Here is a 15148-nt window from a genome sequence, read left to right on the forward strand (position 1 = left end):
GGGCGACGCCGTCCGCCTGAGGCGCAGGCCCGCCCATAGGCTTGGGGGATGAACCTGCGCACTGTCGAGCTCGACCACACGGACACCGCCGCTCTCGACCGCTGGTGGGCTGCCGCCTCGCGCGGCTTCCTGACGAAGCACGACCCCGACGAGACCGAACGGCTCGAGCGACGCGAGGTACTCACGGGCACCTCCGTCCTCGGCGTCTACGACGACACCGCCGCCGAACCGCTCATGCCGGTCGCGACGCTCGGGTCGTTCCCGACGTCCCTCGACGTCCCCGGAGGAACCGTGCGGGCGATCGGCATCACCGAGGTGACGGTGTCGACAGCGCACGAGCGTCGGGGCATCGCCCGGTCACTGCTCGAGGGGCGGCTGCACCACGCGGTGGAGACCGGCGCGTCGATCGTCGCGCTGACCGCGAGCGAGGCGACGATCTACGGTCGTTTCGGCTTCGCGCCTGCGAGCTGGGAGTACACGCACGAGGTGAAGGCGAAGCGCGTTTCCTGGCGGAGCGACAAGCCGGCAGGCCGTGTGCACACGCTCGACCCGCGCTCGCTGACGGAGGTGGCACCCGACCTGTTCGAACGGACGCGTTCCGCCGGTGACATCGATCGCGGCACCGCCTGGTGGAAGCAGGCGCTGCGCGTCTCGACGATCCGCCACTTCAGCCATGGCGAGGGTCAGACGCTCGCCCTCCGCTACGACGACGCCGACGGCGTTCCGCAGGGGTACGCCCTCTACCGGGTCGCGCCCGGCGACGAGTACGGCAAGCTCATCGTCGACGACGTCGTGAGCGCCACGCCCGAGGCCCGCTACGCGTTGTGGCGTCACCTGACGGGCATCAGCCTCACGACGAAGGTGACGTTCCACCAGGCCTCCGCCGAGGAGGCGATCCTGTGGCGCCTCGTCGACCGTCGTGCCGTCTCGACCAGTTCGCACGGTGACGCGCTGTGGTTGCGCATCGTCGATGTGCCGGCGGTGCTCGGTACGCGCCGCTACGCTGCGCCGGGTGAGCACGTCCTCGACATCGTCGACGCGCTGGGCATCACCGGTGGGCGTTTCGTGCTGCGCATCGCGGAGGACGGTTCTGCGGTCGTCGAGCGGCTCGGCGATGCGCACGAGCCCGAAGCCGACGGTGCCGCGGTCCGGCTGACGATCAACGAGCTGTCGGCGATCCTCCTCGGGGGTTCCCGGGTATGGGCGCTCGCCGACGCGGGGCTCATCGCCGGTGCGCCGGCTGCGGTCCGTGCCCTCGACCTCGCGTTCGCGACCGAGCGCGCGCCGTTCCTGAGGACGCACTTCTAGGGGCACCCTGCAGCGGACCGCGGTGAGCCACACGAGTGACCGAACCACGGGGGGCAGACTTCTGCGGGCACGACGATCCTTATAGTATGTTAACTAGGTAAGACTCATTGCCGAGGAGACGCCACTATGAACGACATCGAACGCCCGAGCATCGGTTCCGCCCTCTTGGAAGACGGACTGCTCGCGATCATCCGTGCGACGAGCGTCGCCGAGGCCGTTCGGAGAGGCATCGCACTGGCAACGGGCGGGGTCCGCGTGCTGGAGGTCTCATACACGCTCGCCGATGCAGACGAGGCGATCCGCGCGCTGACACGTGAGCTGCCGCCGTCCGTACAGATCGGCGCAGGCACGGTGACGACGGCGGCGAGGGTCGAGTCGGCCACCGGTGCCGGCGCCGAGTTCTTCGTCTCACCGAACCGCGCGAGGCGGGCGATCCGGTCGACGCGCGGTTCCGGCCGCCCGTTCTATCCCGGCGCGGTCACGCCCACGGAGATCGTGCGTTCCTGGGAGGACGGGGCGAGCGCCGTGAAGGTGTTCCCCGCCGGGCCAGCCGGACCCGACTACCTCTCGCTCGTCCGGGACCCGTTGCCGCACATCCCACTCATCGCCGTCGGCGGCGTCACCGTCGACACCGCAGAGCGGTATCTCCAGGCCGGCGCGATCGCGGTCGGTATCGGTGGCGGCCTCGCGATCGAGGCGAACCGACTCGAAGACCTCGTGGCCCAGCTGCGGGCGATCCGTGCTGAACGCATCGGCTCAGCAGCATGACGGGCGGCGCCACCACGGGCGACGTCGCATCCGTGCCCGTGGTCGTGACGGCAGGGGAGACGATGGGGGCGTTCGCGGCAGTGGCTCCCGGCGCGGTGATGCGCGGTCAGCAGTTCAGGGTCGGTGTCGCCGGGTCCGAATCGAATGTCGCGATCGTGCTCGCCCGCCTCGGCGTCGCGACCAGATGGGTCGGGTGCGTGGGTGACGACGGCGTCGGCGCGATGATCCTCCGCGAACTCCGTACCGAGCGCGTCGACGTCCGAGCGCGCACCCTGTCATCGCACCAGACGGGCGTGATGGTGAAGAGTCGCCCGTCCTCGTCGCACTGGAGCGTCTCATACCACCGCCGTGAGTCCGCGGGCGCACAGTTGTCCGCCGCGGATCTGTCCAGCGACGCGCTGGCGGGCGCGACCGTCCTGCACCTCACGGGGATCACGCTCGCGCTCGGCCCCATCGCACGGAGCGCCGTCTTCGATGCGGTCCGGCGCGCGAAGGCTGCCGGCATCCTCGTCTCGTTCGACGTCAACCATCGGCGCGCCCTGTGGTCGGACGAGGAGGCGTCGCGGGTCCTGGCGGACCTCGTCCCGTCCGTCGACGTGCTGTTCGCCGGGCTCGACGAGGCGCGGCTCCTCGCTTCGTCGGGAGGACCTCGGGAAATCGCGCAGGCGATCGGAGAGCTCGGTCCGCGGGAGGTCGTCTTGAAGATGGGTGCGGCGGGCTCGGGCACGTGGACGGCCTCCGGCGGGTACATCGAGCAGGGTGCTCATCCGGTGTCGGTCGTCGACCCGGTCGGTGCCGGCGACGCGTTCGTCGCGGGATACCTCGCCGAGCTCGTCGCCGGCGGCTCGGTCGTCGAGCGGCTCGCGCTCGGCGCGCGTCTCGGCGAACGGGCGGTGTCGACCATCGGCGACTGGGAGGGAGCGCCCACTCGGGCGGAACTCCAGGTGAAGCGCGTCGATGAGGTCGCCCGCTGACGGCTGCAGCAGGAGCAGCCGTCAGCGGGTGTGGCTCAGCGGCTGGGCAGAGCGCTCACGACCAGGGCGGGGCCGTCGACGACCGTCTCGCGGCCGTCGAGGTGCACACGCTGCAGGAGGATCTCGCCGAGCGCTCCGCGTTCGCGGTCGTAGACGATGGCGAGCGATCCGTCGGCGAGCTCCATCGCGTCGGGATAGGTGAGCGTCTCGCGCGAGTCGATGACCCCGATCACCGACCAGGTCTCTCCCGCATCGTCCGAGGCCTCGACGCGGATACCGTGCCGCAGGCTGGGGTGGTCGTTTCGGACGAGCACGATGCGGCCGTCGCCGAGTCGGGCGAAGAACACGCGGCTCGAGGTGTGCGGGTTGAATCCGCTCGGTCGCACGAGGGTCCAGTGCGTCCCGCCGTCCTGTGAGAACGACTCGGCAAGGCCGTCGAGGGTGCGGATGAGCATCCAGAGCTCTCCGGGGCGCCGTTCGACGATCATGTGCTCGTCGAAGGTCCGAATCCCGACCGGCACATGGGCGCCGCCGCGGAACGACCAGGTCGACCCCGCGTCGGTCGACACGTACACGTTCGCGTCGGACGGCTCGTCGAGCCCGCGATCCGGTCCCTGCCCCCACACCGACGCTGGGAGCAACCACTCGCCCTCGGTCGTGACGATCGGCTTGTTCATCGACACACCGTTCGACAGCCGTGACGGGGTCGACCAGTGCGGGGCGCCGGCCGCATCGACGACCGCCTGCCGCGCCCAGACTCCGCCCGCTCCGTCGAAGAGCTCGTTGATCGACTCGTCGGTCTGGTTCCACAGATGCCAGAGGCGGCCGGAGGGATCGACCCAGAGGTTCGGGTCGAACACGCGGACGCCGTCGGGGGCGGCGATCCGGCAGACATGCGACCACGTCGTACCGTCGTCATCGCTTCGAGCGAGCATCGCGACGTTCTCCGCCGATGGTTCCTTCGGCCCGCCGGTGTACCAGGTGACCCACAGTGTGCCGTTGCGCGTCTGCGCGACACCGGGGACGCCCTGCCACACCTGTTCAGTCGGCGATCCGTCTTCCGAGATGACCGGCGCGGGAAATGACAGCTGCGGAGTCGGAGTCGGCGTGGTGCCGGTGGAGAGGGTGTTGGTCATGGTCGGCCTTTCGAAGCGAGGGATGTGAGGATCGAGGATGCGATCAGGAGGCCGGCGCGGGTGGTGTCGCCCGCGACAGCGGGTGCACGGCCGGCCCGTCGATCGTTGAGGATCGACGGGCCGACGGTGCCGAGGTGATGGTGCGGGATCAGCCCTTCGCCCAGTCCTCGGTCCATCCACCGTCGGCGGCGAGTTCCTTGGCGGTGTCGATCCACTGCTGGTTCATCTCGGCGAGCTGCTCATCGAGCGACTTCGTCCCCGTGAGGTATCCCGTGTAGACACCCTGGCCGGACTGCGCCTTCGGGATGAACTGCGGGTCGGGGACTGTGGGGTTGAGGGCCCAGTCTCCGGACGTCAGGGCCTCGAGGCCCGGTGCCGGCGAGGCGTCGGCGAGCGACGGGATTCCGCCGGTCTCGTCGAGCCACGGCTGTGCGCCCTCGGGCGAGCTCACGAACTGGAGGAATTTGATGGTCGCCTCGAGCTGGGCGCCCTTGATGTACGAAGGGATCATGTAGCTCGTGCCACCGATGGTCGTGCCCAGGCGCGCCTTCTCCCCGGTCGACAGCGGGCTGTCGTCCTTCGTGATGGTCGGGAACGGCATCGTGCTCCACTTCCAGTCGACGTCCGCGAGGTTCGTCGCCGAGAAGTTCGCCCCGAACGACATCGCTGCGTCCCCGGCGAGGAACTCCTGTCCGCCCGTGAAGGAGGCGCCGGTCGACGAGACACCCGACCAGTTCTCAGTCGCGCAGGAGTCGACGACCTGCTTCGCCAGCTCCAGGCCGGCTCCGATCTCCGGGGTGTTCTCCGTGGTGAACTCGCCGGTGAGGATGGCCCTCGAGAAGTCCTTCTTCGAGACCTGCGTTGATGATCCGGGTGTTCCGTCGGCCGCGAACTGATTGAGCTCGTCGAAGTACTTCGTCAGCAGCATCGACATGATCGGCTTCACCGTGCTGTTCTGGGAGATCCAGCTGTTGTCGAACGCGAGGGGCGTGAACCCGGCCTTCTTGAGCTTGCCGCACGCGTCGAGGAGGTCGCCGAGTGTTTCCGGGGCGGCGTCCACGCCCGCCTTCGCGAACGCATCCTGGTTGTAGTAGATGCCGAAGGTGTACAGGTTGAACGGGATGAACTCGTAGTTGTTCGCCGCGTTCCGCGCTGCGGTGGCATCCGGCCCGAAGTAGTCCTGGTTGAAGACGTCGATCCATTTCGTGTTGCCTTCGACGTAGGGGTTCGGCTGTTGGAGGTCCTCGTCGAGCGCGTGGACCTGTTCCGGCTTGTGCGACGTCTGGGCGAAGATGAGCTCCGGGGCGGTCCCAGCCGCGAGCTGCGTGGCGAGTGTCTGCTTGAACTCCGCGAGTGGCAGGACGGTCGTCTTCACCGTGATGTCCGGCTCCCGCTCCTCGAACCTGGCGACGAGGTCCTCCCACGCCGGGCCGAACGACGCAGGGTCGTTGTTCCACTGGTTCGGGCCGGAGAGGGTGATGGTCACATCGTCGCCGGATGCGGAGGATTGGCCGGTGCAGCCGGCGGCGGTGACGGCGAGCGTCGCTGCCATGGCTCCGGCGGCGGTCAGGCGGAGGAAACGTCGATGTCTCATGGTGTGCCTTTCTGGGCTGGTGCTGTGTGGTGTGCGGGTGACGGGTTGATCGGATGCGTGGACCGGAGTCGAGGGGATCAGTGCGAGCCGGGGGGGCCGCCCTGCACCCCCGCGAGGAAGTACTTGGAGAGGAAGGTGAAGAGCAGCAGGAGCGGCAGGCTCGCGAGGAGGTAGCCGGCGAACATCGGCCCGAAGTCGGTGCCCGATTGCCCCTGGAAGAAGATCAGCCCGACGCTCACCGTCTTCAACTCGTTCTGCGTCACCGTGAGGAGCGGCCAGAAGAAGTCGTTCCAGACGCCGATGATCGTGATGAGTGAGACGGTGCCGATCACGGGCAGCGAGAGCGGCAGCATGATCGAGCGGAAGAGGCGAGCCGGTCCTGCGCCGTCGATCCGCGCTGCGTCGAAGATCTCCTGGGGGATGCCCTCGATGAAGGTCTTCATGAGGATCGTGCCGAGCACCGACCCTGCGGCGATGTGGGGGATGATGAGCACCCAGATCGTGTTGAGCAGCCCCATGTCCCGCATCATCACGAACAACGGGATGAGGCTCGCGATGCCGGGGACCATCATGAGCGCGATGACGAGCGTGAAGAAGAAGGCGCGGCCGGGGAAGTCGAAGCGGGCGAGCACGAACCCGGCGAGCAGGCTCAACGCGATGATGCCGACGATCGCCGCAGCTGCGACGAGCAGCGATGTGACCATGTACGGCTGGATCTGCCCCCAGGCCTTCGCGTAGTTCTCGAGGTGCAGCGGCCACGACGGCAACCAGTAGTCGGTGGCGAACTGTTGGGTCGACTTGAGCGAGGTGCTGAAGACGAAGAGGTAGGGCAGCAGTCCGAGGGTTGCGAGCACCGTGAGTGCTGTGTAGATCCAGAACTGCCCGGAGTGCCGGCGACGGGCGCGCGGCACGCGGGTGGCGCCGGCGGTCTGGGGTGGGACCGGCGCGGAGCCGGTGCGTTCGATGGTGGTCGAGGTCACGATGCTCACAGTCCCTTGATGTTGGTCGTGGAATCCTTGCGGCGGAAGATCGCGACGACGGCGCTCAGGACCACGGTCAGGACGAAGAGGGTGGTGGAGAGCGCTGCGGCGTAGCCCCACGCCTGACCGTCGTAGGCCTCGTTGATCATGCGGAGGACCGGCACCATGGTCGCGTTGTCCGGCCCGCCGTGGGTCAGGATGTACGCGACGAAGCCGTACTGCAGGGTTTCGATGATCACGAGGATGACGAGGAGCTGGACCTGTCGTGCCATGAGCGGGACGTCGATGGTGAAGAAGCGGCGGATCCGTCCGACCCCGTCGAGCGAGCAGGCCTCGAAGATCTCCTTCGGGATGTTCTGCAGCGTCGAGTAGAAGATGAGGAACGGGAGCCCTGCGACGAATGGGAAGCCGATGAACAGGAGGGCGAGGAGGGCGGTCCGGGGGTCGCCGAGCCAGTTCTGTGCGAGGTCTCCGAGGCCGAGGCCGCGGAGGATCTCGTTGAAGACACCCGAGTTCGGTTGGTAGAGGAACGACCAGACGAGCGCGGTGACGACGCCGGGAAAGGCCATCGGCACGATGAGCAGTGTGCGGAATACGAACTGCGCGCGCTGGCTCTTGAGCGAGACGAGGAGCTCCGCGGCCATGAGCGGGAAGATCCACGACACGATGCTGAAGATGAAGATGATGCCGAGGTTGGCGAACGACTGCCACCAGAGGGAGTCGCCGAACATCCGGATGTAGTTGTCGAAGCCGGTGAACGTGGAGGTGAACCCCGGGTTCCAGTCCCAGAAGGAATGCCAGATGCCGCTGAGGGCTGGGAAGTACTGGAACGCGATGAGTGTCAGTGCGAGTGGCGCGAGGGCGATGTACACGCCCCATGGGACTCGACGCTTGCGCGCGGCGGCTGGTGGGGCGCTGTCCTCTCCGGACGTGATGCGTTCCATGACGGAGGCGACTTCCTCCGTGGGCGGCAGAACAACCACTGTTTCTCCTCTTCGAGTGCAGCGCGTACCGGGTTCCGACGAGCGGAAGCGGGTCCCGCCCGCGTCGGGCGGTCCTGCGATTCGGTGGATCGCTTGCTTGTCGATCACCACTATAAGGTTTAGCATCTTAACTTGTCAAAGCCTCTGGTGAAGTCGGAGGCGGCTCGCACCGACGCGGGCACGGCCTCTCGACGACGAGCGGCCGTGGACTGGCGGGCATGCTGCCGCCACAACACGACACGGAGACCAGACGATGACGTTGTTCCGAAGATTCCCCTCGCTCGCCCCGCCCCTCGCGATCGGACTGATCGCAGTCCTGGCGGTCACGACGGCCACCACGAGTGCTGCAGTCGCAGCGTCGACGGGCCTGCAACCCGCCGCAGGCATCGCTCCCGCAGCGGCCCACCCGGGAGCCGTCGATGACAACTACTTCATCGGCGCCAACTACTTCAGCGGCTGGCGCAGTGGTGACAACTTCCACTTCGACTACCTCGACGGCACCGACTGGCGCCCGGACCACCCGGAGCTCGAGCCGAAGTACGGCTGGTACGACGACACCCAGGCCGTCATCGATCAGCAGATCGTCGACGCGAGCGCCAACGGCCTCGACTACTTCGTCTTCGACTGGTACCCCGAGCGGCCGACGATCGGTGACGGCGGCGACCTCGGCGGGCTGCACACCGGCATGGACCTCTTCCGGACCTCGGCCCAGAAGCAACGGATGCAGTTCATGGTCAACTACATCGACGGCGGCCCGTTCAACATCGGGGCGCTGCGCACCCAGGGCATGACGCAGGCGCAGTACGAGACCGTTCGGGCGGCCGAGTGGGACACGATCACGACGAAGTGGGTGGAGCTGTTCTCCGACCCCTCGTACGTGACGATCGACGGCAAACCGGTGATCGAGATCTACGACGTCCAACGCTTCACGACCGACTTCAGCACCGGAACCCGTCCGGACCTCGACCCCCACCAGCTCGCACAGGTGCCGGAGGAGCGCGCGGTGATGACCGCCGCCATCGACCTGCTGAAGTCGAAGGCGGCGACCGCAGGCTTCCCGGACGTCCTCATCGGCGGCGGGCTCCAGCAGCCCGGCTTCTCCGGTGAGTACGTGAGCGCTCACGACTACGACGGGTTGTACGACTTCTTCACCGCGTACGCGTGGCACGACATGAAGCGTGTCCCCGACGCCGACAACAGTTACGACAACCTCATCCGCGACAACCACGACTACGTGTGGGACTACTACGCGAAGTACAAGGACGCAGCCGTCGACTACGTACCGATGATCACCCACGGCTGGGACAACATCGTGCACCTCGACTACCAGAAGTGGTCGATCGACAAGACCCCAGAGGCGTTCGGCAACTCTCTGCGGGAGGCGAAGGCGTATCTCGATGAGCATCCGCAGACGAACCTGTCCTCCGGGAGCAACCTCAAGATGTCGATCATCGGCAGCTGGAACGAACTGTTCGAAGGGCACTACTTCCTCCCGACGAAGGCGGACGGCGATGCATACACGAGCCAGGTCGGTCGGGTCTTCGGTACCAACGACGCAGCTTCGACGACCGCTGCCCGAGCTGCGAACCTCGTCGCCGAGGCGCATGCCGTGATCGAGGCGATCACCGCCGCGCTTGCCGACCCTGCCGTGTCATCGTCCGACCAGGTGGCGCTCACAGCCGTGGAGGGGGATCTCGAGGAGGTCATCGGCCTCGTGGAGTCGGCCGAATCGTCGGCGAGCGACAGCGACGCCGTCGTGCAGGACGCGACACCGGACGTCGCATCGCTCGTCGCCGGTCTTCCAGCCCTTCTGGCGGCGACGCCGGCGAGCGGCGTCGACCTGTCGGGTGTGCAGCGGGCGTGGGCGAGCCTCGTCCAAGCCGCGTTCGGCCTGGCCGTGACCGCTGGATCGTCCGACTACTCGCTGACCGCCGGAGAAGCCGCCGAGCTCTCCTTCGATGTCGAGGGCAGCACCGCCGTCACCGACGTGGCCTGGACCGTGCAATATCCGGACACCTGGGATGCGGCCGACGTGACACTCACCGGGAGCCACCCGGAGACGTCGATCGTCGTCCCTCAAGCCGTCGGTGATGGCCGCCTCTACAACGTCTCGGACATGTTCCCCGGCCCGAGCGACATGATCGGCAACCGACAGGAGCTGACCGCCGCGTACTCGTTCGAGGTTGCAGGCGTGAGCGTGTCGGGCACGGTGCCGCTGCCGCTGACGGTCATCCGTGACCTGTCGTCGCGGGTGCTCCGCAACGGGTTCGACGGCATCGTCAACCACCACTCGGTGTGGATCCACAACCAGACGGACCATGCCGTCTCGGGGTCGCTCGCCATCGCGACGCTGCCAGGCGTCGAGGTGTCGGCCTATACGGCGACTGTGGCACTCGCACCCGATGAGCGGCGCGAGATCCCGGTGACGATCGCGAATGACACCGGGTACGACGTCGAGCTTCCGGTGACGTTCACCGTCGGTGGCACGATCCTGTCGCTCGGCACGGCGTTCGTGAGCCCTGATCAGATCGCGATCCCGAGCGTGCCGGCACAGGACGCGACGACGCGGTCCGACGGCCCCGCCGAGGTGAACAACACCAACGGTCGGCTGCAGGTGGGCAACACGGCGCGGGCCGGTGGAACCAACACCGAGTATCGACCGGTCGTCTCCTTCGACCTGACGGCGGCGCGAGCCGGAGACGTGACGCGCGTGGTGCTCGACCTCACCGAATTCGAGTCGGGCAACGCCGCACCGATCGTGCTCGAGCACCTCGGTCCGGTCACGGCTCCGAGCGCCGCCGATTTCGGGAGCCCGCCGGCTGCAACGCTCGCCTTCCCCATCGCCGGGACGCCGTCATCCACCGGAACGCACCGGCAGATCGACGTCACTGCATGGGTGCAGGCCGACCTCGCAGCAGGGAGGGACGTCAGTTCCTTCCGGCTGAGGCTGGAGACACTCGTCCCGACCTCGACGACGTACCGTGCGTTCCGTCCTGCGGAGTTCACGCCGACCGTCGCGACGGATGCGCCGCAGCTGCTCGTGGTCTTCGCACCCTAGCCCTGCAGTGACGGACGGCCGCATCGCCGAGCGGTGGTGCGGCCGTCCGTCGCGATGGTCGGCTGCAGCGCGGGCGCGTTCAGAGGGCGTCCGGTCAGGAGCCGGTGGCAGCGACCGCGGCGGCGTGCAGGTGGATCTCGACCGGGAGCACGATGTGCTCGGTCTCGCCGTCGGGATCGGCACCCGTGATGCGCTCGAGGAGGATCTCGGCGGCGCGACGGCCCATCTCGTAGGACGGGAGCGCCGCGGAGGCCACGGTGAGCGGCAGTGTGTCGTAGGGGCCCGCCTCATCCATTCCGGCCAGCTCGATGTCCTCCGGCACGCGGAGGCCCGACTCGTTCAGCTCGTTCATCGCGGTCGCCAGGACGAAGCCGTTCGCGCAGAGGAGGGCGGTGGGTTTCGCCTTCATCATCTGTTTGAGCACGGACGAACCGCCGCGTGCGTCCGTCGGATAGTACGAGCGCAGTGCCGTGAGTTCGCCGATGACGGGCAGCCCGTGTTCACGCAGCGCCTGCAAGTGTCCGGAGAGGCGGTCACGGACCGAGGACGCGACGATCTCGCCCCAGAGGGTGCCGATCCGGGTGTGACCGCGCGCGATCAGCGCTCGGGTCAGTTCGTAGCCGATCGCGAAGTCGTCGAGGAGCACGGCGTCGAGTGAGATCTCCGGCCAGTAGCGGTCGGCGAAGACGATCGGCACCCCGTTGCGCCGCAGTTGCGAGACGGCTTCGTGGTCGGCCTGGCCTTCGACAGGGTAGATGATCACGCCGTCGACCCCGCCGGTGCTCGCACGGACCAGGGCGCGCGACTGCCGTTCCTCGAGCCCGTGGGAGTCGGAGAGCATGAGGTGATAGCCGCGATCGGTGCAGAGCGATTCCACGCCGCGGACGAAGTTCGAGACGTGGCCGCTGGTGAGGCTGGGGACGACGCACTGGATCGTGTGCCCCGTGGGCGTCCGCGACTGCGTCTTTGCCTCGGCCACGAAGGTGCCCTTGCCTCGGAGTCGGGTGACGAGACCCTCGACCTCGAGCTCGTTGAGCGCGCGGGCGGCGGTCAGCATGCTCACCGAGTAGGAGTCGCAGATCTGCTGCTGGGTGACGAACGGCTGGCCGGGCGTGTAGTCGCCGCGGATGATCTGGAGACGGAGATCGGCTTTGATCTGCTCGTACTTCGGAGGCGAACTGGGCGACATTGGAGGATCCCTCGGTTACGGTCGGCTTCGTCGGGTAATTAACATCATAAATTACCGTACTCGGCCGGTCGGACTGGGAACCGCAGCGTGATCAGCTGGAACGGGCGGAGCGTGAGCCTGGTCCGTGGCCCCTCGTCCGTGCTCGTCGTGCGGTGCTCCAAGAGCCCCGCGGCGGCGTCCACCGGTCCCTCGAGCACGTCCACGAGGGCCGGCCTGCCAAGCCGCCCGTCGGTGATGACGTCGCCGCTTCCGCGCTCGCCGAGGGCTTCATAGAGTCGCACGACGACGTCACCGGAACCGTCCTCTGCGAGCTTGACCGACTCGATCACGAGCCCGGGACCGGAAGTGCTCACGAGCGGTTCGACGACGTCCGCGCCGGTCACGCTTCGGAGTGGCACGTTGAGCGCGTAGCCGTCCGACACGGCGTCGGCGATCGTCGCGTCCGGTCGGATGGTGAAGGCGAACGAGTGGACGCCCTGGTCGGATTCCGGATCGGGATAGAGCGGGGCGCGAAGGAGCGAGGCCCGCACGACGGTGCTGGAGACGGCCGACGGCAGTGTCTCCCGGTGGATGTCGTAGCCGTAGGTCGCGTCGTTCGCGAGGGCCACCCCGAAGCTCGGTTCCCCGACGTGCACCCAACGATGGGCGGGGGTCTCGAACTGGGCGAACTGCCACGAGGTGTTCTGGTGCGTCGGGCGGAACACATGCCCGAACTGGACTTCCGATGCCGCACGATCCGCCTTCACCGCGAACGGGAAGGTGAGCTTCAGGAGCTTCTGCCGTTCGTGCCAGTCGACCTCGGCTGTCACGTCCACGACGGCCGACCCGCGGCGGAGACCGATCGCCTGGACCGCCGTCGAGGTCCCGAACGATCGGGTGACGACGATTCGACAAACATCAGCGGTCTCCTCGACGTTGATCGCGTCGACAGCGATGATCTCCTCGCAGCTCGCGAGGTAGTGCCGGTCGATGTCCCAGGCGTCCCACTCGTTGGGCGTGTCGACGTGGAGCTGGAGGAGTCCACCTGCTGCCCCGTCTGCGATCGTCTCGCGTCCGGCGTCGGAGTGAGCGCCGCCCGTGGCCCGGAGCGAGCGGATGAGCCCGTTCTCGTCGACCGCGACGCGGAGGAGACCGTTGTCGAGGATCGTCATCGGACCGTCGACGCGCACGGCGACGGGTGCAGCCGCTGAACCCACGTCGTCGACCGGCCCCACGGCCGATGCCATCTGCGCACCGACCGCTCTCGGACCGGCGTTCGCCAGCATCGGCACGTCGCCATCGCCGACGAGGATCCGGAGCGACCGCTCGATGATGACCGTCAGCCGTTCGGTGATCGAGGCGTAACTGCGTTCGGCGTCGCGATGCACCCAGGCGATGGAGCTGCCGGGGAGGATGTCGTGGAACTGCAGCAGGAGCACCGTCTTCCAGAGCTCCGACAGCTCCGCAGCCGGATAGGGCACGCCGCGTCGCACGGTCGCGACAGTCGCCCACAGCTCCGCCTCGCGCAACAGGTGCTCGCTGCGGCGGTTGCCGCGCTTCGTGGGGGCTTGGCTCGTGTAGGTGCCGCGATGGGACTCCAGATACATCTCGCCCACCCAGATGGGCGGCGTCGGGTACTCGGCCTCCGCACGACGGAAGAACTCAGCCGGGGAGGCGATCTCCACCGTCGACGAGCCCTCCAAGGAGCGCAAGCGGTTCGCGGTCTGCACCATCTCCCGAGTCGGCCCGCCGCCCCCGTCGCCGTACCCGAACGGGACGAGCGACATCGTGGCGCGGCCCTTCTCGCGGAAGTTCGCCTCGGCGTGCGCGAGCTCGGCGGCCGTCAGCTCGGCCACATAGGTGTCGACCGGTGGCAGATGCGTGAAGATCTGCGAGCCGTCGATACCCTCCCAGGTGAACGTGTGGTGCGGGAGGTCGTTGGTGCGGCTCCACGACATCTTCTGCGTGAGCATCCACCGAGCGCCGGCGGAGGTCGCGATCTGCGGGAGCGACCCGGAGTAGCCGAAGGAGTCAGGCAGCCACACCTCCTCACACGGCCGACCGAACTCGTCGGTGAAGAACCGCTGACCGAAGAGGAACTGGCGGACGAGTGCCTCGCCGCCTGGGAGGTTCGTGTCCGACTCCACCCACATGCCGCCGACCGGGATGAACTGCCCGTTCGCCACCTTCGCACGGATGCGTTCGTAGACGTGCGGATGGAACTGCTTCATCCATTCGAACTGCTGGGCGGAGGATGCCGCGAACCGGAACTCGGGGGAGCGGTCCATCAGGTCGAGCACGTTCGAGAAGGTGCGCGCGCACTTGCGGATGGTCTCGCGGATGGGCCACAACCAGGCCGAGTCGATATGCGCGTGGCCGATCGCGATGATCGAGTGGGCACTCTCGTTGGCGCGCTTCGCGAGGACCGGCGCCAGGCGGGCTCGGCCGGCGCTCGCCGTGTTGTGGAGTGCCAACGGATCGACGGTGTTGAGCATGTCCTCGAGCGCGCGGAGGATCGACGCGCGGCGACTGGAACTCGCCGGCAGTTCTCCCAGCAGCCCCGTGAGCACACGGATGTCGGCCTGCAGTTCCCAGACCTCGCGGTCGAGCAGGCCGATCGCGGCCGATCGGAACCGGTACAGCAGGGTGTCGCCCGCCGTCGACGGGTCGCCCATCGGCGTGGGCTGGAAGAGGAACTCCTCCACGTCGAAGTCCGGGTTCGACGCGGCTTCCAGGTAGAGGTCGATCCGGCCGTCGCTCAGATGATCGACGCCGTAGTGATGGTTGAGCGGGTTGATGGCCTTCACCGGGATGCCGTCGACGGTGTAGAGGAGGCCCTCGGCCTGGTAGCCGGCGCGGTGCCAGTTGAAGCCGAGGTCGATGACGAGCTCGCTGCTGGTAGCGCTGTCGGTGTCGCCCTCCGCTGAACGCCAGGTCGCGGGGATCATTCCGGTGATGTGGAACCACGTGGTGCCCCACGGCTTGCCCCAGTCGCTCCCGACCGTGAACGGCGCGAAGTCGGCGGCGATCGCAGTGTCGAACGGAACGGGCTCTCCTGGTGCCTCCCACGACAGGATCTCGACGGGCGCCGTCTCGCGATACAGTGCGGCTCCGAGCCGGTCTCTGACGAATCGGGTCAGACGGCCTTCGACTTCGGAATCGTCGTTATGCATCAGCGC

At 67.7% G+C, this 15148-nt stretch carries 10 protein-coding genes; 4 read left to right on the forward strand and 6 right to left on the reverse strand.

Annotation, left to right across the window (positions count from 1 at the left end; genetic code table 11):
• Positions 1–48 precede the first annotated feature (48 nt).
• The 3 genes from ABMA10_RS02470 (at position 49) to ABMA10_RS02480 (ending at position 3050) form a co-directional block, all read left to right on the forward strand.
• On the forward strand, positions 49–1308 hold the full coding sequence (locus ABMA10_RS02470) for a GNAT family N-acetyltransferase (RefSeq protein ID WP_347869709.1): 1260 nt from the start codon (positions 49–51) through the stop codon (positions 1306–1308).
• Between the two features lie 126 nt (positions 1309–1434).
• Positions 1435–2076 (forward strand): bifunctional 4-hydroxy-2-oxoglutarate aldolase/2-dehydro-3-deoxy-phosphogluconate aldolase, encoded by a 642-nt coding sequence (locus tag ABMA10_RS02475; RefSeq protein WP_431031142.1) that lies wholly within the window; start codon positions 1435–1437, stop codon positions 2074–2076.
• Positions 2073–3050, forward strand: coding sequence for a sugar kinase (locus ABMA10_RS02480; RefSeq protein ID WP_431031143.1), 978 nt, complete (start codon positions 2073–2075; stop codon positions 3048–3050). Before ABMA10_RS02475 ends, ABMA10_RS02480 begins: the two co-directional genes overlap by 4 nt.
• A 35-nt stretch (positions 3051–3085) precedes the next feature.
• Here the strand turns inward: ABMA10_RS02480 and ABMA10_RS02485 are convergent, their stop codons facing one another.
• The 4 genes from ABMA10_RS02485 to ABMA10_RS02500 all read right to left on the reverse strand — a co-directional run bounded on the left by ABMA10_RS02485 (position 3086) and on the right by ABMA10_RS02500 (position 7704).
• Positions 3086–4186 (reverse strand): sialidase family protein, encoded by a 1101-nt coding sequence (locus ABMA10_RS02485; RefSeq protein ID WP_431031144.1) that lies wholly within the window; start codon positions 4184–4186, stop codon positions 3086–3088.
• 148 nt (positions 4187–4334) lie between these two features.
• Positions 4335–5780 carry an ABC transporter substrate-binding protein gene (locus tag ABMA10_RS02490; protein ID WP_347869705.1) on the reverse strand — a complete coding sequence of 482 codons (1446 nt, stop codon included), beginning with the start codon at positions 5778–5780 and terminating at the stop codon, positions 4335–4337.
• Positions 5781–5857: 77 nt separating this feature from the next.
• The gene (locus ABMA10_RS02495; protein WP_431031145.1) at positions 5858–6769 is read right to left on the reverse strand and encodes a carbohydrate ABC transporter permease; all 912 of its coding nucleotides are present in this window, start codon (positions 6767–6769) and stop codon (positions 5858–5860) included.
• Positions 6766–7704 (reverse strand): carbohydrate ABC transporter permease, encoded by a 939-nt coding sequence (locus tag ABMA10_RS02500; protein ID WP_347869703.1) that lies wholly within the window; start codon positions 7702–7704, stop codon positions 6766–6768. Before ABMA10_RS02500 ends, ABMA10_RS02495 begins: the two co-directional genes overlap by 4 nt.
• A 292-nt stretch (positions 7705–7996) precedes the next feature.
• Between ABMA10_RS02500 and ABMA10_RS02505 the strand changes: the two genes are divergently transcribed.
• Positions 7997–10801, forward strand: coding sequence for a FixG Ig-like domain-containing protein (locus ABMA10_RS02505; protein ID WP_431031146.1), 2805 nt, complete (start codon positions 7997–7999; stop codon positions 10799–10801).
• A gap of 94 nt (positions 10802–10895) precedes the next feature.
• Here ABMA10_RS02505 and ABMA10_RS02510 read toward each other — a convergent pair whose 3' ends face one another.
• Together ABMA10_RS02510 and ABMA10_RS02515 are read right to left on the reverse strand one after the other, a co-directional pair.
• Positions 10896–11990, reverse strand: coding sequence for a GntR family transcriptional regulator (locus ABMA10_RS02510; protein WP_347869701.1), 1095 nt, complete (start codon positions 11988–11990; stop codon positions 10896–10898).
• A 44-nt stretch (positions 11991–12034) separates the two neighbouring features.
• The gene (locus tag ABMA10_RS02515) at positions 12035–15142 is read right to left on the reverse strand and encodes an alpha-mannosidase (protein ID WP_431031147.1); all 3108 of its coding nucleotides are present in this window, start codon (positions 15140–15142) and stop codon (positions 12035–12037) included.
• Between the last annotated feature and the right edge of the window lie 6 nt (positions 15143–15148).

Origin of the sequence: Plantibacter sp. RU18, from assembly GCF_050613355.1 — a bacterium.
Classification (GTDB): domain Bacteria; phylum Actinomycetota; class Actinomycetes; order Actinomycetales; family Microbacteriaceae; genus Plantibacter.

What these genes read in the sequence shown, in the direction of transcription:
- ABMA10_RS02505 (WP_431031146.1), top strand. Translation starts at nt 7,997, where the DNA reads ATGACGTTGTTCCGAAGATTCCCCTCGCTCGCCCCGCCCCTCGCGATC.
- ABMA10_RS02485 (WP_431031144.1), bottom strand. Translation starts at nt 4,186, where the DNA reads ATGACCAACACCCTCTCCACCGGCACCACGCCGACTCCGACTCCGCAG.
- ABMA10_RS02490 (WP_347869705.1), bottom strand. Translation starts at nt 5,780, where the DNA reads ATGAGACATCGACGTTTCCTCCGCCTGACCGCCGCCGGAGCCATGGCA.
- ABMA10_RS02480 (WP_431031143.1), top strand. Translation starts at nt 2,073, where the DNA reads ATGACGGGCGGCGCCACCACGGGCGACGTCGCATCCGTGCCCGTGGTC.
- ABMA10_RS02510 (WP_347869701.1), bottom strand. Translation starts at nt 11,990, where the DNA reads ATGTCGCCCAGTTCGCCTCCGAAGTACGAGCAGATCAAAGCCGATCTC.
- ABMA10_RS02475 (WP_431031142.1), top strand. Translation starts at nt 1,435, where the DNA reads ATGAACGACATCGAACGCCCGAGCATCGGTTCCGCCCTCTTGGAAGAC.
- ABMA10_RS02500 (WP_347869703.1), bottom strand. Translation starts at nt 7,704, where the DNA reads ATGGAACGCATCACGTCCGGAGAGGACAGCGCCCCACCAGCCGCCGCG.
- ABMA10_RS02470 (WP_347869709.1), top strand. Translation starts at nt 49, where the DNA reads ATGAACCTGCGCACTGTCGAGCTCGACCACACGGACACCGCCGCTCTC.
- ABMA10_RS02515 (WP_431031147.1), bottom strand. Translation starts at nt 15,142, where the DNA reads ATGCATAACGACGATTCCGAAGTCGAAGGCCGTCTGACCCGATTCGTC.